This window comes from Mucilaginibacter sp. GW821-FHT07G05 (assembly GCF_059418565.1).
Genome location: NZ_JBWKQC010000007.1, coordinates 241,641 through 263,508, shown reverse-complemented (window position 1 = coordinate 263,508; position 21,868 = coordinate 241,641). Strand labels below are relative to the sequence as shown.

Here is a 21,868-nt window from a genome sequence, read left to right as displayed (position 1 = left end):
GTGGTATTTGCGTTAACCATTATAATTTTTGGAACAAAATTTGGTTATCGTTTCAAACATAATTAGTATTTTTGAAAAAAATCACAATTAAAATCGTTTAATCTTAAAACTATGAATTATTCTACATTAAAGAAAACAGTCGCATTATCCTTTGCTTCTTTGATGGTAGCTGGTGCAGTTTCTGCGCAAACTACGGATTCAACCTCGACAGCAACTTCGACTGAAGCTACTACTCCCAAATTGTTTGGCGGTGCTGGCCAGTACAGAAAATTTAGCATTGGTGTTAACGGTGGTGTTACTTCTCCACTTACTGCATTAGGCGGCAGCAATGACTTCCTTAAAGCTGACATCAAATTAGGCTACGGTATCTCTTTCAGAGAGCAACTTTCACACGTATTTGGTTTACAATTAGACTTACACGGTGGTAAAGTTGGTGGTAACAACAACAACTTAGATCCTAACGATCCGGTTTACTCAGCTAAACAATTCGAAACTGAGTTCTGGTCTGGAACTTTGAGCGGTGTTGTTAACATTGGTAGCATCGATTTCTTACACCGTAAAAACTCAATCAACTTCTTCGGTACTGCAGGTGCTGGTTTAGCAATGTATGCTGCTAAAGTTGACGGTGTTGATTTCAAAGGTACTTATGGCGACAGCGGCGATAAAAAATACGCAAGAGAGCTGATCATCCCTGTAGGTGTTGGTGTTAAATTCAGATTATCTGATGTTACTGCCTTAAACTTAGGTTACACAATCAACTTTGTTGACGGTGACAACTTTGACGGTTTCAAAAGAGGATATCCTACTAAAGACAGATACTCTTACGGTTACGCGGGTTTAGAGTTCACTTTAGGTTCAAAATCAAAACCGAACCTGGATTGGGTTAACCCGGTTGCCTTAATGTATGATGAGTTGTATGATGCAGCTCTTCGTCAAGAAGTTGAAGCTTTAAAAGGCCGTGTATCTGCAGTTGAAACTGCTGTTAGCGACCTGAAAAAAGATTCAGACGGTGACGGTGTATCTGATCAATTTGACAAATGCCCTAACACTCCGGCTGGTACAGTTGTTGACGGTGCTGGTTGCGCTATCGTATTCCCAACTCCTGCTAAAGAGGATTCAGTTGGTGTTGCTTACTCAAACATTCAGTTTGAATTTGATAGCTCAGTATTAAGAACTTCTTCTTACCCAGCTCTTGATGCTACTTCAGCTGACTTACGTTCAACCGGTGCTACTGTAACTGTTAAAGGTTATGCTTCATCTGAAGGTACTGCTGCTCACAACCTTTCTTTATCTAAAGATCGTGCTAACTCAGTAAAAACTTATTTAGTTAACTCAGGTGTTGAAGCTAAAAAACTGAAAGTAAAAGGTTACGGTGAAACTAACCCAATTGCTGATAACTCTACAGAAGAAGGACGTGTATTAAACCGTCGTGTTTCTTTCAGCAAGTAATTAAAAAATAATATCATTTGAGATATTGGAAGGCTCCGGATAACCCGGAGCCTTCTTTTTTTTATTAATTTTGCAGCATGTACTTTTTCCGCAAAAAAGATCCGAACAGGCCAACCAACTTTAATTTAAAGGTGATGCACATAATTAATGCAACGGCTATTATTATGTTTTTGGGTGGTATTATATGGAAATTGATAGACTGGTTTATACTAAAAAAATGAAAACAATAATTAACACTACCAATGCCCCTGCGCCAATAGGGCCTTACAGCCAATCGGTAAAAGCAGGCGGTTTATTATTTGTATCGGGCCAGGTGGCCATTAACCCGGTAAGCGGCGAATTGGTGCTTGATGATATTAAAACCGAAACCAAGCAGGTAATGGAAAACATCAGCGCTATATTAACCGAAGCAGGCCTTAACTTTAGCCACGTGGTAAAAACCAGTATCTTTTTGTTGGATATGGGCAATTTCGCGCATGTGAACGAAGTATATGGCAGCTATTTTTCGGATAACTTTCCGGCGCGCGAAACTGTGCAGGTAGCAGGTTTGCCAAAAAATGTGAATGTTGAAATTACTGTTACAGCTATTGTTGCTTAACTGAATTATATAGTACTATAAAAAATTATAACCATCTGCATTGAATCCGTTTCAAACACCAATTGAATATTTAAAAGGTGTAGGCCTCAGCCGTGCAGAGGTTTTAAAAAAAGAACTGGGCATTCATAATGCCGAAGATCTGTTGCGGCACTTCCCCTTTAAGTACATTGACCGCACCCAATTTTACAAAGTAAAAAATATTGAACCCGACCTGCCCTACGTGCAGGTTTTGGCGCGTTTAACCCATAAAGAAATTATTGGCGACAAACGCAGCAAGCGCCTGGTGATACAAGCGCAGGACGATACCGGTATAATGGAACTGGTATGGTTTCAGGGCATCAACTGGGTAGAGAAGAACCTGCATGTAGGTAAGGCTTATATCATTTTCGGGAAGCCGGGTTCGTTCAATGGCAAAGCGCAAATGTCGCACCCGGAGATGGAGCTGTACTCGCCCGAGGCGATGCGTCGTAAAGGCAACATGACCTTGCAACCGGCTTACAACAGTACCGAAAAGCTAAAGAGTTTTCAGTTAGATACCAAAGGGCTGCAAAAGCTGATCGGCGTGTTGTTAGAGCAGCATGCTAAAGATATTCACGAGAACCTGCCCGCCTACATACTCAATAAGTACAGGCTGATGAACCGGCAGGATGCTTACCGCAACATCCACTTCCCCGATGATGCCGCCAAGCTGAACGAAGCCCGTAACAGGTTGAAATTTGAAGAGCTTTTCTTTTTGCAGTATAAACTGTTAAAGAATAAGATTTACCGTACACATAAATTTAAGGGTAATGTATTTGATAAGGTAGGGCCATACTTTAATGATTTCTATCACGATAAATTACCCTTCCCGCTTACCAATGCCCAAAAGCGGGTGCTGAAAGAAATACGGATTGATACCCAGCGCGGCGTACAAATGAACCGCTTATTGCAGGGGGATGTAGGCAGTGGTAAAACGGTGGTAGCGTTAATGAGTATGCTCATCGCTATTGATAATGGTTTTCAAACCTGCATTATGGCACCTACCGAGATATTGGCTACGCAGCATTATCAAACCATAAAAAGTTTGGTAGGCGATGGTTTTGTGGAAACCGCTTTGCTCACCGGATCGACCCCTAAAAAGGAACGCCGCATATTGCACGAAAAGCTTGAAAACGGTGAACTCAAAATACTTATAGGTACCCATGCGCTGATAGAAGATGCCGTGCAATACAAAAACCTGGGCATGGTGGTGATAGATGAGCAGCACCGTTTCGGGGTAGAGCAACGTGCCAAGTTGTGGCGCAAAAATGTTGTACCACCGCATGTACTTGTAATGACGGCCACGCCCATCCCGCGTACTCTCGCCATGACATTATATGGCGACCTTGACGTTTCAGTAATTGACGAACTCCCCGCCGGGCGCAAACCTATCGAAACGCTGCACTTTTACGAGTCGCACCGCTTGAGGATGTTCGGCTTTATGAAGCAGGAAATAGGTAAAGGCCGGCAGGTATATGTAGTGTACCCGTTGATACAGGAAAGCGAGAAGCTCGATTTGAAAAACCTGGAGGATGGGATAGAGGTAATGTCGAGGGAGTTTCCGTTGCCTGAGTTTCGTATCAGCATTGTACATGGTAAACTAAAAGCTGCCGAAAAAGAATTTGAAATGCAGCGTTTTATAAAAGGCGAAACGCAGATAATGGTAGCCACCACTGTAATTGAGGTAGGGGTGAACGTACCCAATGCCTCCGTTATGATCATTGAAAATGCAGAGCGGTTTGGTCTTTCGCAGCTGCACCAGTTACGCGGTCGCGTGGGCAGGGGAGCCGAGCAATCGTTTTGTATACTCATGAGCAGCCAGAAGTTGAGCAACGATGGGCGCATCAGGCTCAATACCATGGTAAAAACCAACAACGGCTTTGAGATCTCCGAGATTGACCTGCAACTGCGCGGGCCGGGCAATATTGAAGGCACCCAGCAAAGTGGCGTGCTCGATCTTAAAGTGGCCAACATTGCCACCGACCAGGAACTGTTGATACTGGTACGTAAATGCGTTGAGGAGATCTTCGAAAAGGATCCGCAGCTTAGTCAGCCCGAACACCAGATATTGCACCAGGCAACCCAAACTAAAAATAGTGGTTTGAGCTGGGATAAGATTAGCTAAAGCTCAACACTATTTTTCCCATTGTCATTGCGAGGTACGAAGCAATCCCATCGAGTTTTTGCTTTCTATATAAAACTTGTCATTGCGAAGAATGAAGCAATCTCGTCGCCTTCTTCTACCCTTTTAAGGATTTGTGCTGTAATTGACGTCAGTCTGCTCTTGTGGGCGCAGTGCCCCATTACTTTTGAGGGCAAAAGTAACAAAACCCTTGTCCAGCAAAAGGCTTCTTTGCCGCACATGGCTCCTGCGCTGCAAAACGGGCAGAACTTTGGGCTGGAACTTTTGCCCCATGCTTCGCCGCGCTATTCCATCCCGCATGCAACAAGTTCACTATGCCCGTCCTTGCGCTTCAGGCCGCCAAAGTTCTGCCCGCTTTCGTCCGAAGCTGTTTGCTGACGAAGTAAGCTGAAGGTGCTGTCGCGAGTTTAGCGCACAGCGTAACTCGTGACATAGCATGGCGTAAGCTTTCAGCTTACTTACTAAAGACGCATCTATCGTACAGCGGCGGGACGCCGCGTAATAGTTGCCACTTGGCCAGAGCCAAGCGGCTGTGGATAAACTATGCAAAAGCACAACCTCAACATACCCGCAAAAATGCGGCATCGTAAGGAACGGCTAGCACAAACCCTGCTCAAGCACAACCCAAACATAGTTCCTTGCGCAGCCGCGACTTTTCTTTTTTGGTACTTTTTTCTTTTGAGAGAAAAGAAAAAAGTACATCCACTAACGTTCAATAAAGCAGAACCATTCCTAATGAAAAACGGACCAATCGCTCCCCATGTCACCAGTTTTAACAACCAACCAATACCCCTATCCTCTAAAAAAAGCGTAATTTTACGTTACCATGCAAAAACCAGCTCTTAATAAATATAACGATAAATTTCAGCAGGCATTAGCTTCATTAAACCCCGAACAGCTGGCCGCTGTTAATAAAATGGATGGCCCTGTGCTGGTGGTGGCAGGGCCGGGAACCGGTAAAACACAAATACTTGCCGCCCGGATAGGAAAGATACTTACCGAAACTGATGCCCGCCCCAACGAGATACTTTGCTTAACCTATACCGATGCCGGCGCAGTGGCCATGCGCAAGCGTTTGTTTGATTTTATTGGTCCGGATGCTTACCGCATTAATATATATACTTTTCACGCGTTTTGTAATGATGTTATTCAGGAGAACCTGGAATATTTTGGTAAGCATAACCTTGAGCCGCTATCTGATCTGGAATCTGCCATATTGTTTCGCGAACTGATAGACGAATTCCATAACGACCACCTGCTGAAGCGCTTCACAGGTGATATTTACTTTGAGCAGGCACGGTTGAAAAGGCTTTTCTCTACCATGAAAAGCGAGGGTTGGGATGCCGCGATGATAGAGAACGCGGTACACGAGTATATGGAAGATTTGCCCAATCGCGATCAGTATATCTACAAACGGGCGAATGCCAAAGCGGGGATCCAAATTGGCGATGTAAAGCAAAAGGATATCGATAAGGTGCAGGAAGCCATGGATAAACTACTGGCTGCCGTTGGCGAATACGAATTGTATCAGGCCAAAATGGAAAAGAAGGGCCGGTACGATTATGATGATATGATCATTTGGGTGCTGAAGGCCTTTCGTGATAATGAAGATATGCTGCGCCGCTACCAAGAACGTTACCAGTATATTTTGGTGGATGAGTTTCAGGATACCAGCGGATCGCAAAATGAACTGTTAAAGTTTCTGCTCAACTTTTGGGATACGCCGAACGTGTTTGTAGTAGGCGATGATGATCAATCCATCTACCGTTTCCAGGGCGCTAACATGCGTAATATATTGGATTTCGCTACCGATTATGTGGATACCCTGCACACGGTGATATTGAAAAGCAATTACCGTTCAAATCAGCATATACTGGATATGTCGAGGTTACTGATCGAAAACAACAACGAACGACTTACCGCACAGCTTAACCTCAATAAAAACCTTAGCGCTTCGCATCCCCGCTTTAGCGATGCGAGTATAGAACCGGTGATCAGCGAATATCCTAATCCCGATCAGGAAGTGGTGGATATTGCCAACCAGATTGTGCAACTGGTAACTGATGGTACACCGCCCGCCGAAATAGCTGTAATTTACCGTAACCACAACCAGGTTGCAGAGCTGCTGCATTACCTCGACCTGAAAAAGATAGCGGTAAATACCAAACGTAAGATCGATATACTCTCCCTGCCGTTTGGTGAAAAGATCATCAATATTTTGCGTTACCTCGATATGGAACTCGATTCGCCTTACAGCGGCGATGAGTTGCTTTTTGAGATAATGCACTACGATTTCTTCGACATAGCGCCTATTGAAATTGCCAAGGCGAGTATCGCGGTAGCAAAAGATAATTATGGCACGGCGGCCAGTAACGAAGCTAAAACATCCCTGCGGCGTTACCTTACCGAAATCCGTTCGCCAAAACAGCCGGGATTGTTTGATAATATGCAGAACGTAAGCATGAAAGAACTGATAGGCAATATTGAAGAATTGCTTAAAGGATCGTTAAGTGTTACGTTGCAAAGCCTGTTTCAACAGGTAGTTACCCGTTTGGGCATTTTACGCTATGTAATGCAGCAAACAGATAAAGGCTGGCACATGGAAGTGCTCACCAACCTGTTCGATTTTATAAAGGCAGAAAGCCGGAAAGACCCGGATATCAAGCTGGCCGATCTGATAAAAACCTTCGACCTGATGCTGAAGAACGGTATCCGGCTTGATCTTAACCAATATATCTATTCGGAAACGGGAGTGAACTTTCTTACCGCGCATGGCTCAAAAGGGCTTGAATTTGAGCATGTGTTTTTGATTGGTTGCAACAAAAAAATATGGGATACCAAAGGGCGCAACAGCAGTTATAGCTACCCGGATACATTGATGCAGGCGGCGAACGACGAAGAAGCGCAAAAAGAAGAATCGCGCCGTTTGTTTTACGTAGCGCTTACCCGGGCTAAGCAGCACCTGAACATATCCTATAGCAGCGAAGATAAAAAAGGCAAACCGCAGGAAGCCTCACAATTTGTTGGCGAGATACTCGCCGCAACGGATGTACAGGTAAATTACCCTAAGCTGAGCAGTGATGATATGATGGCCTTTTACCTCACCCAATTTAACGAGGCCGATAAGCCTGTTGTGCAGTTGGTAGATAAAGAGTATGTGAACCGGTTGCTGCAAGGTTACACACTATCGGTAACGCACCTTAGCAACTACCTTGATTGCCCGCTGAAATTCTATTTCCAGAACCTGATCAGGGTGCCGTCGGGTAAAAGCCCATCGCTTACTTTTGGTTCGGCGGTGCACGATGCTTTGAGACGTGCCTTTAAAAAGCTGAAAGAGAACAACGATGAGTTTGCGCCGGTAGAAGATTTTATGAAGGATTTCCGTGCGTTCATGTTCCGCAACCGCGATTCGTTCACTAAGGAAGAGTTTAAGCTGCGTTTAGATTATGGCGATAAGATACTGCCAACTTACTACCAACAAAACATAGTGACCTGGAACAAGGTAACCCTTGTGGAGTTATCGGTACGTAATGTGGAAGTAGCGGGTGTGCCGATAAAAGGAAGCCTGGATAAGGTAGAGTTTCATGGCAAACAGGTGAGTGTGGTTGATTACAAAACGGGCAAGTACAAATATGCCAAAGATAAATTTCAGCCCGCCATACCCAATGATGAGGAACAAATCGGCGGCGATTACTGGCGACAAGGTGTGTTCTATAAAATACTGATAGATAACGACCGTACCCGCGACTGGGAGGTGATCAGTACCGAGTTTGACTTTATAGAGCCTGTAAATGAGGGTGAATACCGTAAAGAAAAAATATACATTACACCTACGGACGTGGCCGAGGTAACTAAACAAATTACTGCTACCTACAAAAAAATAATGAACCACGAGTTTAACATCGGCTGCGGCAAGGAAGATTGCGAATGGTGCCGCTTTGTGCGCAGCAATTTTAAGCAACCGGGTGATATACTTACGGAAGATAACGAATAGAGGGGTTGTGGGTTGTATGTTGTAAGTCGGGTAGTTTTGACAACTTTTAAAAAGTTGTCAAAACTAATTGTACCTAACTAAAACTTACTCCGCTTTTATACTTTTAACCGGGTTTACCAGCGCCGCTTTTATGGCTTGCATGCTTACGGTAACAATGGCTATTAGTATAGCCACTAAGCCTGCTGCTGCAAAGGTGAGCCAGTTAAGGCTGATGCGGTACTGATAGTTTTGCAGCCAACTATGCATAGCCCACCAGCCAATAGGTGTGGCAATAACGATGGCAATGACCACCAGTACTACAAAATCTTTTGTAAGCAATTGCACCACGCTGCGCACGCTTGCGCCAAGCACTTTACGGATACCTATTTCTTTGGCGCGGCTTTCGGCCATGTAGGCGGCTAACCCGAACAGACCAAGGCAGGATATAAATATGGTTAAGCCCGCAAAAATAGCGGCGAAGGTAGCTGTGCGCACCTCATCGGCAAATTTGAGGGCATATAGCTGGTCTACAAATTTGTAGTTGAACGGGTAGGCCGGGTTATATTTTTTGAATACGCCGGTAGCCAGTGTTAGATTTTTGGCCGTTGAGTTATGATCGTTAAGATGAATGAGCACATTATAGTTCCATGTTTTAGAGCCATGCACAATTATCGGATCGGTTTGGCCATAAGGCGAGCCAATGATGAAATCTTTAAACACTCCTACAATAGTAAAAGTATCGCCGCCATAACGCACTGTTTGGCCAACGGCATCCTTAAACTTCATAATTTTTTGGGCGGTTTCATTAATGATGATCGAGGCGGTATCCGTGGGATATTCGGCCACATCAATGTCCCGGCCTGCCAGTAGTTTTAGTCCGGCTGTTTTGATGAGGCCGCCTGTGGAGTTGAAGCGGTTCATGCTGATATCCGGTCCGCCGTCAGGTTTTCCGGTCCACTGATAGCCTGTTGATGAAGCTGCCTGTATGGTGAGCGAAAAGCTGGTTTTAGCCACCGAAGTAGCAGCACCTGTGCTGATCAGTTCATTTTTTATCAGGTCGAAATTTTTCCTGATATCACCCTCGATAGCTACATCAACCAAATTATTTTTAGCATACCCGTTATCGCGCTCCTGCGCAAATTTAACCTGGTTGTAAACAATAATGGTTGATATTACCAGCACAATGGCCACTGTAAACTGTACAACTACCAATACTTTTCGAGGGGTAAATACGGTTTTGCCCTGCTGAAACGCGCCCTTCAGTACTTTAACCGGTTTAAACGACGACAAAAAGAAAGCAGGGTAACTGCCGGCCAGTAAGCCGGTAAATAATATAAAGGCGATAATCCCAATGATAAACACAGGGTCGGTATAGTTAATAATTAACGATTCGCCGGTAAGTTTGTTGAACACAGGCAGGCAAAGCTGTACCAGCCATAAAGAACACACTCCTGCAATAAACGCTATCACGATTGACTCGGTTAGGAACTGTTTGATCAGCATCCCCTTACCAGCACCAATTACCCGGCGAACGCCTACTTCTTTTGCCCGTTTTTCGCTTTGGGCGGTGCTTAGGTTCATGAAGTTGATGCAGGCTATAAGTAGTATCAACGCGGCTATAATGGCTACTAAGCGCACCACTTCTATGGCACCACCTACGGCTACGCCATTCTCAAAACGCGAATACAAACGCCATTTGCTGAGCGGATGTAAAAAGGGTTCCATTTTAGCATCCTTGGCATTTTCTTTAATGAGGTTCTTTATTTTTTTGTTGAAAGCAGCTTCGTTTACGCCCGGTTTAAGCTGCAAATAGGTTTGATAATTACCGTTTTCCCAGCGCTGGTCCGAATAGTATCGTGCGCCTTTAGCTAATGATACCAGGTAATCAAAACTGAAAACGGAATTTTTAGGCACATCCTTCATTACCCCGGTAACCTTGTATGCGCCTTTAACATCAAGGGTCACCATTTTATTCATGGGGTCTTCATCGCCTAAAAGTTTTTTGGCTAAACTTTGGCTGATCACTACGCCGTCTATATCATCCAGCGCGTGTTCGGCATTACCCGATATCAGCGGGAAACTGAACATGGTAAGAAAAGGCTTATCTACATCACGACCATCGGCCTTAATGGCTTTATCACGATAATTAAACAAGCGCTCTATGGGCCAATACATGCGCGCAACATCCTTTACTTCCGGATATTTGGCCTTTAAAGCGGCACCTATCGGGCTCGATGATATTTCGGAACTGTATAAAACACCATCACTATCGTAGTTGGTCCATACCTTGTAAAGCGAATTTTTGTTGGCATGGAAATCATCATAACTCACCTGCTGTTTTATCCAGGTGAAGATGAGTATGGCACCGGCCATGCCTACGGCCAACCCGGCAATATTGATAAACGAAAAGCCCTTATTGCGCTGCAAATTGCGAAAGGCTATCTTAAGGTAATTTTTAAACATAGATTCAACTGTAACAGCAGTATAAATATAATATTTATGCCACTAATTTAATGTCTTGAATTACAGTTAGTTGATAGATAGTTAAACCCTCTTGAATGTTCGGAAACGAACGGTTATTGTACGGGGATGAACAGGGAGTTGTGTTGTGAGTTGTGTGAGGAGGAGTTGCAGGTTTGACAACTTTCAAAAAGTTGTCAAACCTAAAATGTACAGAGAAAGGATTTAGGTGAGGCTCTTTACTTCACACTCTTTTTCAACAAAATAAAATATCCGCCTATAAATACCGCTACGGCTATTACCAGGCTTACATATACATCATCGGTAAATATATTGATGATGAGTTTTGGTGAGGCTATGGCTGCTTTGGTGCGGGGCATCATGTTTTGCAGGGCAAGCATGGGATGCGAGTAGGGGAACAGGTAGGCGTATTTCCATCCGGCGGCGCCCATTATTACACCGGCTATGGTGCCTACAAAGCCAATCCCCATGGGCTTTAAAAAATCGCTCCACAAAACACTGAATAGAAATTGTATGGAAAGGATGCCCAATGCCGACAGGAACAATTTAAAATACACCTGGAACAATGCCGACTCCATGTGGTACTCCGAAAATTTAAGTTCGGGTTTAAGTACGCCCAGCAAATTGCCGAAACCTATGGTAAACACCGTAAACAACAGCAGGCACAAAAACACCAGGAAAAAAGCATACAGGTATTTGGCTGCGTAAACCGATAATTTGGGTATGGGCAGGCTGAACAGCGTTTTCCATGTATCGGCCTTATGCTCGATACTGTTTACCGAGTAGGCCGTAAAAATCACGAATATCGGTAACAAAAGGGTACCCATCACATTTAGTATAGCGCCCGAAAAACGGATCCACAGCAGCATGCCGGGTGTGTTGACCATCTTATCCACACTGGTAAAAAAGCCAACAAATACCAGCAGACAAATTAGCAGCGGCAAAATAATGGCGCACCAAAACCCCAAAGTTTTGCGGCTCTTATAAAACTCCGAACGGAACGATAGTATAAATCCTTTCATATTGGTTTAGGCTTCTTGTGTGATGGATAAAAACAACGCTTCGAGGTCTTTTTGCTGTTTGCCAATGGTGTAAACGGTGTAACCGTTGCTGTTGAGCATGGCATTCACTTCGCCCATTTGCTGTTTGGAGATATAGGGCAGGTAAATGGTAGTTTCGTTAACATCGTCAACCGTAATGTGATTACGTTTCAGCAAGTTGGCCGCGTCAACGGTGTTATCGGTTTCTATGTACACTAATGGTTTGCTTAGGGTTTCAAGATCTTTTATCGAACCCTGAAATAGTAGTTGTCCAAAGTTGATGATGCCTACATGGGTAGCCATACGCTCAATTTCCGACAGGAGGTGACTCGATATAAAAACGGTTTTATTATGCTGGGTAGTAAGGCGTATCAATAGTTCACGTATCTCGATAATGCCGTTAGGGTCCAGTCCGTTGGTGGGTTCATCTAAAATTAAAAGCTGCGGATCAGATAACAGCGCCAGCGCTATGCCCAGGCGTTGTTTCATGCCGAGCGAATACTGGCCTGCCTTTTTATTGGCGGCATTGGTAAGGTGCACCAGGGCAAGCATTTCATCAACCCTTTGGGTGGGTATTTGCAGCAGCAGGGCGCGGTTAAGCAGGTTCTCTTTACCCGTAAGGTGCAGGTAAATGGCCGGCTGTTCAATAAGCGACCCTATTTGCGATAGTATTTTGGTGCGGTTGCTTTGCAGCTCGAGCCCAAAAATGTTAATGCTGCCCTCCTGGGTTTTAAGCAGGTTGAGCAGCAGTTTAATGGTGGTGGTTTTTCCGGCGCCGTTAGGGCCTAAAAAGCCATATATACTTCCTTGCGGAACTTGAAGAGATAGTTGGTTGACAACCTTTTGGTCGCCAAAATTAAAGGTCAGGTTTTCGGTGCTGATTACCATACGTTCTCTTTGGTTACACCGGCAACAGTTTTAAATAAGCTAATGCCTTTGTAAAAAAGTGAAGTGGCTTGTTTGGCCTGTATGGTGGTACCTTTAATGTCGTTTTGTTTTTGTTCGAACTGGTATGATACGCCTAACAATAAGGCAAACATAACAGGAGCTAATATTAGAACAAAAGGGTTTGAGTTTGTGAACAACTTTTTCATTGCGATTGATTTGATAGAACAAAGAAATACCAAAAAAACCGGGTGCTAAAAACATTTAGACCAACTGTAGTTATTTATAGATGAACCGCGGAATAAGGGTTTTCGCCTGTTCGTCGGTTAAAAAAGCCTGTTCATCGAAAATTAGTGTGCCTATATATAATATATAGGCCTGTAACCCCTTTAAAATATTACTTTAGATGCAATGAAAATATTATTTAAGTAGCAGCCGGGTATAATAAATGAAGAGATATTGGCAAATAATGTGGCATGTTTTAGTATGGGTGGGTATCATCTCGTTCTTCTTTTATTTTGCCAGTACCAACTCCAAACTTACATTAGAGCATCTGCTGGTTATATTTGTAGTATTCGGCGGTATCAACATTGGTGTATTTTACATTAATTATTTATGGCTGATACCTGCTTACCTGGATAAAAACCGTTATTTACGGTACATCCTCATGATGATAACTACAGCCATCATCATAGGTATAGGCAAGTATGGCGTAGGGCTCATATTTAAAAGTTATGTGCTGGTACACGATGGCAAGGCACTCTCTTTTTGGGAATACTTTAGCAGTACTTTATTCACCAGTTTGCTGTTTGTATTTTTGAGTATAGTGCTCAAGTTTTCGGTAGATTGGTTTACCAATGAGCGTGTACAGCGCGACCTGGAGACACAGCGCCTAAGTGCCGAATTGTCCTTCCTGAAATCGCAGGTGAACCCGCATTTTCTGTTTAATTCGCTAAACAGCATCTATTCGCTGGCCTATCAAAAGTCGGAAACCACGCCCGAGGCCATACTGAAGCTATCGGAAATTATGCGCTATATGCTGTATGAAAGTAATGATAACAAGGTTGACCTGGAGAAAGAAATCCATTACCTGCAAAACTATATCGACCTGCAAAAAATACGTTTCGGGCATAAGGCCTTTATTGATTTTAAGGTGAATGGTAGTATCGATAACCAGCGGATAGCACCTTTGCTGTTAATTTCGTTCATCGAAAATGCCTTTAAACACGGTGTGGCCAATGATCCTAATTCGCCTATTAAAATGCTTATTAATGTTGATAACGGGCATTTGAGTTTTTATATTGAAAATAAAAAGCACAACAATAACCGCGATGCATCGGGCGGTATTGGGTTAAATAATGTTAAAAGGAGGCTCAATCTTTTGTATCCTAAAAAATATAATTTAACTATACGTGACGAAGCCGATACATATATCTGTGAATTATCTTTAGTTTTATAACCATGATAAGGTGTCTTGTTGTTGATGATGAGCCTTTGGCCTTAAATATTTTGGAAGATTATATTTCAAAAATGCCTGCTTTGCAATTGGTTAAGGCCACTACTAATCCTATTGAAGCGCTTACGCTGGTGCAGGATGGCGGCATCGATCTTGTGTTTCTGGATGTGCAAATGCCCGAGCTTACCGGTATCCAGTTCCTCAAAATATCAAACGGAAAAGCCAAGGTAATACTTACCACCGCTTACCCCGAGTACGCGCTTGAAGGCTACGAACTCGACGTGGTTGATTACCTGCTTAAACCCATCGCGTTCGACAGGTTTTACAAAGCCGTACAAAAGGCACAGGGCGTATTGCAGCCATCGGCCAAACCTGCCGCGCCAGAACCGGTACAACCACAGCAGCAACAGCAGGATTTTTTGAACGATTTCATTTTTGTAAAAACCGAACATAAAATACAAAAGGTATATCTTAAAGACATTTTGTTTATTGAGGGCCTGAAAGATTATATCTCCATTTTTACCACCGCGGAGCGTATTATCACCCTCCAAAACATGAAGAAAATGGAGGATGCGCTACCCGAAAAATACTTTATCAGGGTACACCGTTCCTACATCGTATCACTCAACAAGATCGACAGCATAGAACGCAGCCGCATCTTCATCGGCGACAAGATTATCCCCGTAGGTGACACCTACCGCGACGATTTCTTCCGGATAGTTGACGAGAAGAACGTGTAACCCCCCTGCCCCCTGAAGGGGGAGTTTTTGAAGTGCAATAACAAGACCTGCACAGTGCAAAGAAAGGTTTTCCGTTTGAAAACAGATTAATGCAGTTCCCGTCAGCAAAGAGCTTCGGGTGAAAACGGGCAGAACTGTGTTGGCCATGAGCGCAAAGGCGGGCATAGTGAACTTGTTGCATGTGGGATGGAAATGAGCGGTGGGGCAAAAGTTCCAGCCCAAAGCTCTGGCCGTTTTGCAGGGTATGGCCTCGTGCGGCAAAGAAGCCTTTTGCTGGACAAGGGTTTTGTTACTTTTGCCCTCAAAAGTAATGGGGCACTGCGCCCAAGAGCAGACTACCGTTAATTACAGCACAAGCTTCAGCCTAAGTAGAGATTGCTTCGTTCCTCGCAATGACGTGATTATACAAAACGCGATGAGATTGCTTCATTCTTCGCAATGACAAAGGGAAGAAAATTTAAGACATTTCAGGGTTAACCTTTGCTCTTACACGCTCTTCAATCTCTTTCACCAACTCATCAACAGGAACTTTCCCCGGTTCAACAGGTTCGAGTACTTCCCATGTCATGGGGATGAAGGTATTGAGTGGGTACAGACCATAACGTACCATCTTCCATGAGTTAGTGATTGCAACCGGAACCAGTAAAGCGTCCGGGCATTTCTTTAATAGGGTGGCAATACCTGCCGATTGGAAGGTTTTTACCTTGCCATCTTTTGAGCGGGTACCTTCGGGGAATATCATAGCCGACCATTTATTTTCTTTCATTCTACCCGCCAGTTTAACCAGTTCGGTAATAGATTGACGCGGGTCTTTACGGTCGATATTAGCACCGCCGCCTACTCTAAGATTATATGAAATAGAAGGAATCCCTTTGGCAAGCTCTATCTTAGAAATGAATTTAGCATGGTATTTTCTGAAGAAGTAGATCATCGGCGGTATATCACCCAGGCTTTGATGGTTAGCTATAATGATCATCGGGCGACCAACCGGCAATTCGTATTTATTGACGAACTTCACCGTATTACCCAATATATAGAAGGTGCTGAACAGGCAAAAGTTAAGCATATCAACCGACCGCTTGTGAGCCGCATAACCAAAAAAACGGTAGCAGATCCACTGTACGGGCTGAAATATGATCAACACTAAAAAAAATGCAAGTATGCAAATGGGCGACAGGATATAGCCGAAGAACTTTCTCATAAAGCTACAAAGGTAAAAATTTAGTTTTCAACTAAAAATGTGTTGTTTACACAAGTTGCCTGTAGTATAAGTACTATTACAACTTGCCTTCCAGCATCAATAGCTTAGCTTTTAAAATTGCCCCTACCGACATGCTATCGGTGATTTCGCCGTTACAAACCATTTGGTATGCTTCTGCAAAGGGTACCTTTTTAATTACCAGTTGCTCGGTTTCTTCGGGTTCGGCCTCAAATTGTTGCAGGTCGCGGGCAAGGTAGGTAATGCTTAACTCGTCGCTTACCGAATTGGAGAGGTGCATGCGTTGCAGCTCTACCCATTCGCCGGCTTTTAACCCGGTTTCTTCCAGCAGTTCGCGTTTGGCCGATTCTATCGGGTCGACGCCAATGATGCCGCCGCCTTCGGGGATTTCCCAGCTATGTTGATTGAGCGGGAAACGGAATTGGCCCACCAGGTAGGTGTTCATATCGGCATCCAAAGGCAATACACCTATGGCCAGGTTTTTAAAATGAACCTTACCATAAATTCCCGGGTTACCGGCCGGATTGATCACCTTATACTCGGTAACATTTATCCACGGATTATCATATTGCTCTTGCTCGGCAGTAATTTGCCAGGGATTGTGGTCGGGGTTGTGCATTGAGTAAAGATAATCAGTGCAGCGGTTTTTAAGGTAATTATTGTGTTATTGATATATTATCAGTTTAAAAGTAATTTTATAACAGCACAGAAGTTCAGGCGTATTTTTCAATTTCCTCCTTGGCGCATAGCCGTCAACTTAAGAATTGCTCAATATCGACTCACCCCGACATCGCTGCGCTCGTCACCCCTGCTCTGCTTCGCAAAGAGGGGCTTATGTAATTTTATTTCTCCCTCTTTGCGGCAAAGCCGGAGAGAGGGAGGTCCAGCGAAGCGTAGACCGGGTGAGTTAGCTATGCGATTTGCCTTGACACAGAAGCTATTTTAACTTTTTATCCTTAAGTTGACGGCTATGCTCCTTGGGGAGGGGTGTGTTGGGAACTGTGGTGGCAGGGAGGGGTTTATACAATGTTTAAAATAAGAAACCGGGTTGATGAAACCCCTCCCTACACCCTCCCAAGGGAGGGAATCGCACATGGCCCTGCCTTTTTACTTCTTCCAAACACCTTTCCGCTTTCGCCCGAAGCTTCTTGCTGACGAGCGGGTCGTCCAGCCTAAAGTCGAAGCTTTCAGCTTTATCCTTTCAGCTTTTACCTTAATTATTAATTTCCTTCAGCGAGAGCGGAATCAGTTTTTTTGTTTTTAAATACGTTACGCTCACTACGATCAGGGTCATGGTGCCGCCGAATATTACCGCGGGCACTGTGCCCAGTAGCTTTGCAGCCGTGCCCGATTCAAAGGCTCCTATCTCGTTGGATGAACCGATGAACATTTGGTTAACGGCAGATACACGGCCGCGCATTTGGTCGGGCGTGAGTATTTGCATAATGGTACCGCGTATCATCACGCTGATACTGTCGAAAGCGCCTTCGGTGAACAGGAACATCAGTGACAAGTAAAAATTACGCGACAAACCAAAGCAGATGATCGACATGCCAAAACCTGTAACAGCAATGAGCAGGTTGCGCCATGGTTTGCCCATTGGAGATATGCGTGCCATGGCCAGCATGGTGAGTACAGCCCCTAATGATGATGTAGCCCGCATAATGCCCAAACCTTCGGCACCTACCTTTAATATTTCGTTGGCAAATACGGGGAGTAATGCTACCGCGCCGCCAAAAAATACCGAGAAGAGATCAAGACTCATGGCGCCTATCATCATTTTATTGCGAAACACAAAGGTGATCCCTTCCGAAAGGCTTTTCCAGATAGTTTCTTTGGGTATAAAAATTGGCGGGTATGATCGTAACAAGTAAATACTAACCAATGCCACCAGCAGAAAAGCGATGATGATAATAAATGTGATCGTAATACCATAAAATCCATACACCAACCCGCCAACCGCCGGCCCTAATATCGAAGCTATTTGCCATGCCGAACTATTCCAGGTGCTGGAGTTAGGATAAATCTCTTTAGGTACACTGTGCGCCAGTACCGTAAACGCAGCCGGGGAATAAAAAGCCCTTGCAACGCCGTTCACAAATATCATGAAGAATATGGTAGGCACCACCCATCCGGTATGGATGTAGCCGCTCAAGCTTTGCAGCGTAACTACGAACATGGATATGGACGAGAACAACACCAGCGAAAATATGATGAGCAGCATTTTCCGCTTTTCTGATTTATCGGCAATATACCCGCCATACAGGGCGATGCCAATAGCGGGAATTGCTTCGCATAAACCAATAAGGCCCAATGCAAAAACACTTTTGGTAAGATGGTAAACGTAAAAACCAATAACCACTGCCTGCATTTGATAGGCAAAGGTGAAAAAGAACCTCATGCCGAGGTATGATCTGAAATCTTTATACCGCAGGGCGGCAAATGCATCGTTGGGGCGGGGTGGGGTACTGTCTTCTTCGGGCACCTGTTTTAATTAAGAGATGAGCCGCAAATTTAAGATTTGTAGCCTATTACAACGCACAAGGGACACATTTAATTTGTGTCCCTTGTGTAAAAAACAGGTAGTGCAGGGCCTATTTAAGTCCGTGCTGATCTATCAGGTATATCAATGATGCCATAGCCGCCGAACCCAATTCAAGCTCGCGTTTATGTACATTTTCAAACACATCGTTAGGGGTGTGGTGAATATCAAAGTAACGTTGCGAATCGGGTGTAAAGCCTATCAGCATAATTGAAGGTATGCTCTCTTTAAGCGGACCGATATCTGTACCACTGCCGCCTTTTACCAATCTGTCGGCTTCATAAGGTTCCAGTAGTGGTTTCCAGTTCTGGTTTACTTTCTTTAATAGCTCCGGTGATATATCTTCAAAGCTGAAGCCGCGCGGCACAAAACCACCTTCGTCGGTTTCAATAGCGGCAATATGTTCTTCCTTATTCTTAACGGCAAGTTCGGCATATTTTAAACCACCTTTGTGCCCGTTCTCTTCGTTCATGAAAAATACCGCGCGTACCGAGTTTTTAGGGCGGTAACCAATAGCCTTGAAAATGCGCAATACCTCGGCCGATTGTACAATGCCCGTTCCGTCATCATGCGCGCCTTCGGCCAAATCCCACGAGTCGAGGTGACCACCAACAGTGATAAACGTGTTAGGATGCTCGGTACCTGTTAACTCGCCAACCACGTTGTATGATTTTACATCGGGAAGGGTTTGGCAGCTTTGTTTAAAGTAAAACTTAGCCTGCGGAAACTTGCGCAATTTTAACATCATGCTCAGTTTGTTAGCCGCTTTGGTTGATATAGCAGCACCCGGAATTTTCTTTACGCCATCGGTATAATCGGTTCCGCCGGTATGCGGGTAATCGTCAATGCTTTCGGTTAACGAGCGCACAATTACACCCACCGCGCCATATTTTGCAGCAGCAGCCGGACCTAAAAAGCGTTGATCGCCCGCGGTACCATACGCTTCGCCGGTTTCAATAAAACGCGGATCGAACGGACGGTTAAAGAAAACTATTTTGCCTTTAATGGCTTTTTCGCCCAGGGTTTCCAGTTCTTTCAGGCTGTGCAGCTCAATTACACTGGCGGTAATACCCTCTTTAGGGGTAGCTACCGACATGCCAAGCGCCGCGATTGGCACAGGTATACGTTTATTGCCATCAATAATATAGCCTTCTTCTTTAGCACCGCGTACCCAGTGCGGCACCGTAACTTCCTGCAAAAAAACCTTATCAAAGCCATAATCTTTCATCAGTTTTTCGCCCCATTCCACAGCCTTTTGGGCATTTGCAGATCCGCTCAAACGCGGGCCTATCTTTTTGCACAGGTAACGCAGTTTTTCGTAACCCTGGCCGTTTACCAGTGCTTCATCATATATTTTGCGAATGGTTAATGAATCCTGCGCCTGTGCGGATGCAGCGGCCAGCAGGATAGCTAATGAGAGTAAAGTCTTTTTCATCAATTGCGATCAGTTTTAACAAATATAGTTAAATAGTGTATTGTGCGCTGCGTTTTTTGAGGTTCGCGGTTTCATGTTGAGGGATAGTGCAGTATGTTGTATATGCTCCCATTTTTGTGTTTATATTAGCACAGCATGAAACCTGTCATATACATCATTTTCAAATACGCGCTTATATTATTTATTACACTGTTTGCGCAGTGGTGGGCTATTGAACTTTCGGAATATGTACCCCACTACATACCGGAAACGCGAATTAATATCTCCGGCATGGTGATTTTCGCTGCAACATTATCTATATTGATATTTAGCCAAAAAGAAATATTCAGGCGATATCCACAATTTTCAATTATAAAACTTACTGCATTAGGTTTAAGTATTTGCGCTATTGCCGAGCTCGATTTTATGCTATTCAGCCGGTATGTAATGAAAGATTTTGATATTTATAACCTATTGGAAGTCTTCTTTAAGATGATGGTATTTGATGGCGGCCTTGCTTTTTTAGTCGCTTTTAAAATTGTGCGCCCCAGATCCGATCAGTTCTGGCTGCTGATCATTGCATTTTTCGGATTGGTATATCTCTTAACCATAATTTGACCCAACTAAACATATAAATAGGGGATAAATTCATTAAAATCTGTCAACCCCAGTTACAACCCAAATCGGTGAAATCCCCCCTCCAATCAGTGAAATCCCAAAAGAATAAAACATACAATTAAAATCAGCTGCAGCCAAATCGGTGAAATCATTCCCCCAATCAGTGAAATCCCAAAAAAATAAGAAAACCAATACCCGTAGTACTTTGGTTAATGCAGCCCCGTGATCCGCTCATACGCCGCAGGCCTTATGCGCCGGGCCGGTATCCGCTACTCCCGGGTTTATGACGGGCTGGGTTCCTGCAAAAAATCTTGTCTCCTACCTCTTTATTCCTGAATCTTCGCAGGGGCTCTATAAGCCGGTACATTGATCAGCAGTATCCCCACCAATATCACTACCAGCCCGATCAGTTGCCCGCCTGATACTTTTTCACCTGCCATTATCCAGCCTAAAAAAACAGCTACTACCGGGTTAACGTAAGTATGGGTGCTCACCAGCGCAGGCGGACGAATAGAGATCAGCCACACAAAAGACAAGTAGGCGATGAACGATCCCATAACGATCAGGAATACTAATCCTGCCCATGCTTCAAACGGCACTTTATCTACATCAAAACCAATGTACTCACCTTTAACAAGCGCGATAATTTCACTGGCGAAACCTGCCGCGAGCAATTGTACACCCGAATTCATGATGGTGCTACTGTTACCCCTGCTGTTACTGGTGATCAGCGAACCCAATACCCACAACACTGCGCTGAACAATACTACCCCGCTGGCAATAATAGTCATGGTAGATGTAACAGTAGCTGCCTGTGTGCTATGGTTAAGTTTCATGAACAGGAAAATACCGGTAAAACCAATGAGCAATCCCGAAATAATAAACTTATCGCGAAAGTATTCGCCCCAGCGTTTTTTATCCAGCAGCAGAAACCAAAGCGGCTCGGTAGCCACCAGTATAGCTGCCTGGCCGGAGCTGATGTAAAGCTCGGCCCAGGCGATCATGCCTGTACCGCCAACCAACATCAGTATGCCGCTTACGGCTTGTCGCAATAACAGGTTGGGGGGCGGTAGTTTTTCACCCTTAATAAGGCACCATGCAAATAATACCACACCCGCTACCAAATATCGCGCGCCCACCAGCACAAAAGGAGGTAAGCCCTTCAACCCGTAAGCCACCGCCAAATAGGTAGAACCCCATATAATATATATGTTAAAAAAGGCGAATAATATAAGCCAGCGTGATGGCGCGGTTTGTTGTTTCACGGTGTTTTTTTAATAAGGTTATAACTA

The 21,868-nt window shown here is 44.2% G+C and carries 17 protein-coding genes; 8 read left to right on the top strand and 9 right to left on the bottom strand.

Features of this window, described 5'->3' with window-relative positions; translation table 11 throughout:
• Positions 1–111 precede the first annotated feature (111 nt).
• The 5 genes from AC07NA_RS18645 (at position 112) to AC07NA_RS18625 (ending at position 8,202) form a co-directional block, all read left to right on the top strand.
• The gene (locus AC07NA_RS18645; RefSeq protein WP_494899071.1) at positions 112–1,449 is read left to right on the top strand and encodes an OmpA family protein; all 1,338 of its coding nucleotides are present in this window, start codon (positions 112–114) and stop codon (positions 1,447–1,449) included.
• Positions 1,450–1,526: 77 nt separating this feature from the next.
• Positions 1,527–1,670, top strand: a complete 144-nt coding sequence (locus tag AC07NA_RS18640; protein WP_345213105.1) for a DUF6728 family protein — start codon at positions 1,527–1,529, stop codon at positions 1,668–1,670.
• Positions 1,667–2,047: a RidA family protein gene (locus AC07NA_RS18635; RefSeq protein WP_494899070.1), complete on the top strand. Its 381-nt coding sequence runs from the start codon at positions 1,667–1,669 to the stop codon at positions 2,045–2,047. Before AC07NA_RS18640 ends, AC07NA_RS18635 begins: the two co-directional genes overlap by 4 nt.
• A gap of 40 nt (positions 2,048–2,087) precedes the next feature.
• Positions 2,088–4,190, top strand: a complete 2,103-nt coding sequence (gene recG / locus AC07NA_RS18630) for an ATP-dependent DNA helicase RecG (protein WP_494899069.1) — start codon at positions 2,088–2,090, stop codon at positions 4,188–4,190.
• A gap of 844 nt (positions 4,191–5,034) precedes the next feature.
• Positions 5,035–8,202, top strand: coding sequence for an ATP-dependent helicase (locus AC07NA_RS18625; RefSeq protein ID WP_494899068.1), 3,168 nt, complete (start codon positions 5,035–5,037; stop codon positions 8,200–8,202).
• An 84-nt stretch (positions 8,203–8,286) separates the two neighbouring features.
• Here AC07NA_RS18625 and AC07NA_RS18620 read toward each other — a convergent pair whose 3' ends face one another.
• From AC07NA_RS18620 to AC07NA_RS18605, 4 genes are all read right to left on the bottom strand, one after another.
• Positions 8,287–10,644 carry an ABC transporter permease gene (locus AC07NA_RS18620; RefSeq protein ID WP_494899067.1) on the bottom strand — a complete coding sequence of 786 codons (2,358 nt, stop codon included), beginning with the start codon at positions 10,642–10,644 and terminating at the stop codon, positions 8,287–8,289.
• Between the two features lie 236 nt (positions 10,645–10,880).
• Positions 10,881–11,684, bottom strand: a complete 804-nt coding sequence (locus AC07NA_RS18615; protein ID WP_494899066.1) for an ABC transporter permease — start codon at positions 11,682–11,684, stop codon at positions 10,881–10,883.
• A 6-nt stretch (positions 11,685–11,690) separates the two neighbouring features.
• Positions 11,691–12,590 (bottom strand): ABC transporter ATP-binding protein, encoded by a 900-nt coding sequence (locus tag AC07NA_RS18610; protein ID WP_494899065.1) that lies wholly within the window; start codon positions 12,588–12,590, stop codon positions 11,691–11,693.
• Positions 12,584–12,742, bottom strand: coding sequence for a hypothetical protein (locus AC07NA_RS18605; RefSeq protein WP_345213100.1), 159 nt, complete (start codon positions 12,740–12,742; stop codon positions 12,584–12,586). Before AC07NA_RS18605 ends, AC07NA_RS18610 begins: the two co-directional genes overlap by 7 nt.
• Positions 12,743–13,035: 293 nt before the next feature.
• On the opposite strand from AC07NA_RS18605, the gene AC07NA_RS18600 reads away from it, so the two are divergent.
• Together AC07NA_RS18600 and AC07NA_RS18595 are read left to right on the top strand one after the other, a co-directional pair.
• Positions 13,036–14,046, top strand: a complete 1,011-nt coding sequence (locus tag AC07NA_RS18600) for a sensor histidine kinase (protein WP_345213101.1) — start codon at positions 13,036–13,038, stop codon at positions 14,044–14,046.
• A gap of 2 nt (positions 14,047–14,048) precedes the next feature.
• Positions 14,049–14,783 (top strand): LytR/AlgR family response regulator transcription factor, encoded by a 735-nt coding sequence (locus AC07NA_RS18595; protein WP_494899064.1) that lies wholly within the window; start codon positions 14,049–14,051, stop codon positions 14,781–14,783.
• A 457-nt stretch (positions 14,784–15,240) separates the two neighbouring features.
• On the opposite strand, the gene AC07NA_RS18590 is transcribed toward AC07NA_RS18595, so the two are convergent.
• From AC07NA_RS18590 to AC07NA_RS18575, 4 genes are all read right to left on the bottom strand, one after another.
• Positions 15,241–15,984: a lysophospholipid acyltransferase family protein gene (locus AC07NA_RS18590; RefSeq protein WP_494899063.1), complete on the bottom strand. Its 744-nt coding sequence runs from the start codon at positions 15,982–15,984 to the stop codon at positions 15,241–15,243.
• A gap of 76 nt (positions 15,985–16,060) precedes the next feature.
• Positions 16,061–16,621 carry an NUDIX domain-containing protein gene (locus tag AC07NA_RS18585; RefSeq protein WP_494899062.1) on the bottom strand — a complete coding sequence of 187 codons (561 nt, stop codon included), beginning with the start codon at positions 16,619–16,621 and terminating at the stop codon, positions 16,061–16,063.
• A 594-nt stretch (positions 16,622–17,215) separates the two neighbouring features.
• The gene (locus AC07NA_RS18580; RefSeq protein ID WP_494899061.1) at positions 17,216–18,487 is read right to left on the bottom strand and encodes an MFS transporter; all 1,272 of its coding nucleotides are present in this window, start codon (positions 18,485–18,487) and stop codon (positions 17,216–17,218) included.
• 109 nt (positions 18,488–18,596) lie between these two features.
• Positions 18,597–19,979 (bottom strand): M20/M25/M40 family metallo-hydrolase, encoded by a 1,383-nt coding sequence (locus tag AC07NA_RS18575; RefSeq protein ID WP_494899060.1) that lies wholly within the window; start codon positions 19,977–19,979, stop codon positions 18,597–18,599.
• 135 nt (positions 19,980–20,114) lie between these two features.
• Here AC07NA_RS18575 and AC07NA_RS18570 point away from each other — a divergent pair, with 135 nt between their 5' ends.
• Positions 20,115–20,576: a hypothetical protein gene (locus AC07NA_RS18570; protein WP_494899059.1), complete on the top strand. Its 462-nt coding sequence runs from the start codon at positions 20,115–20,117 to the stop codon at positions 20,574–20,576.
• Between the two features lie 326 nt (positions 20,577–20,902).
• Here the strand turns inward: AC07NA_RS18570 and AC07NA_RS18565 are convergent, their stop codons facing one another.
• Positions 20,903–21,841 carry an EamA family transporter gene (locus AC07NA_RS18565; RefSeq protein WP_494899058.1) on the bottom strand — a complete coding sequence of 313 codons (939 nt, stop codon included), beginning with the start codon at positions 21,839–21,841 and terminating at the stop codon, positions 20,903–20,905.
• Between the last annotated feature and the right edge of the window lie 27 nt (positions 21,842–21,868).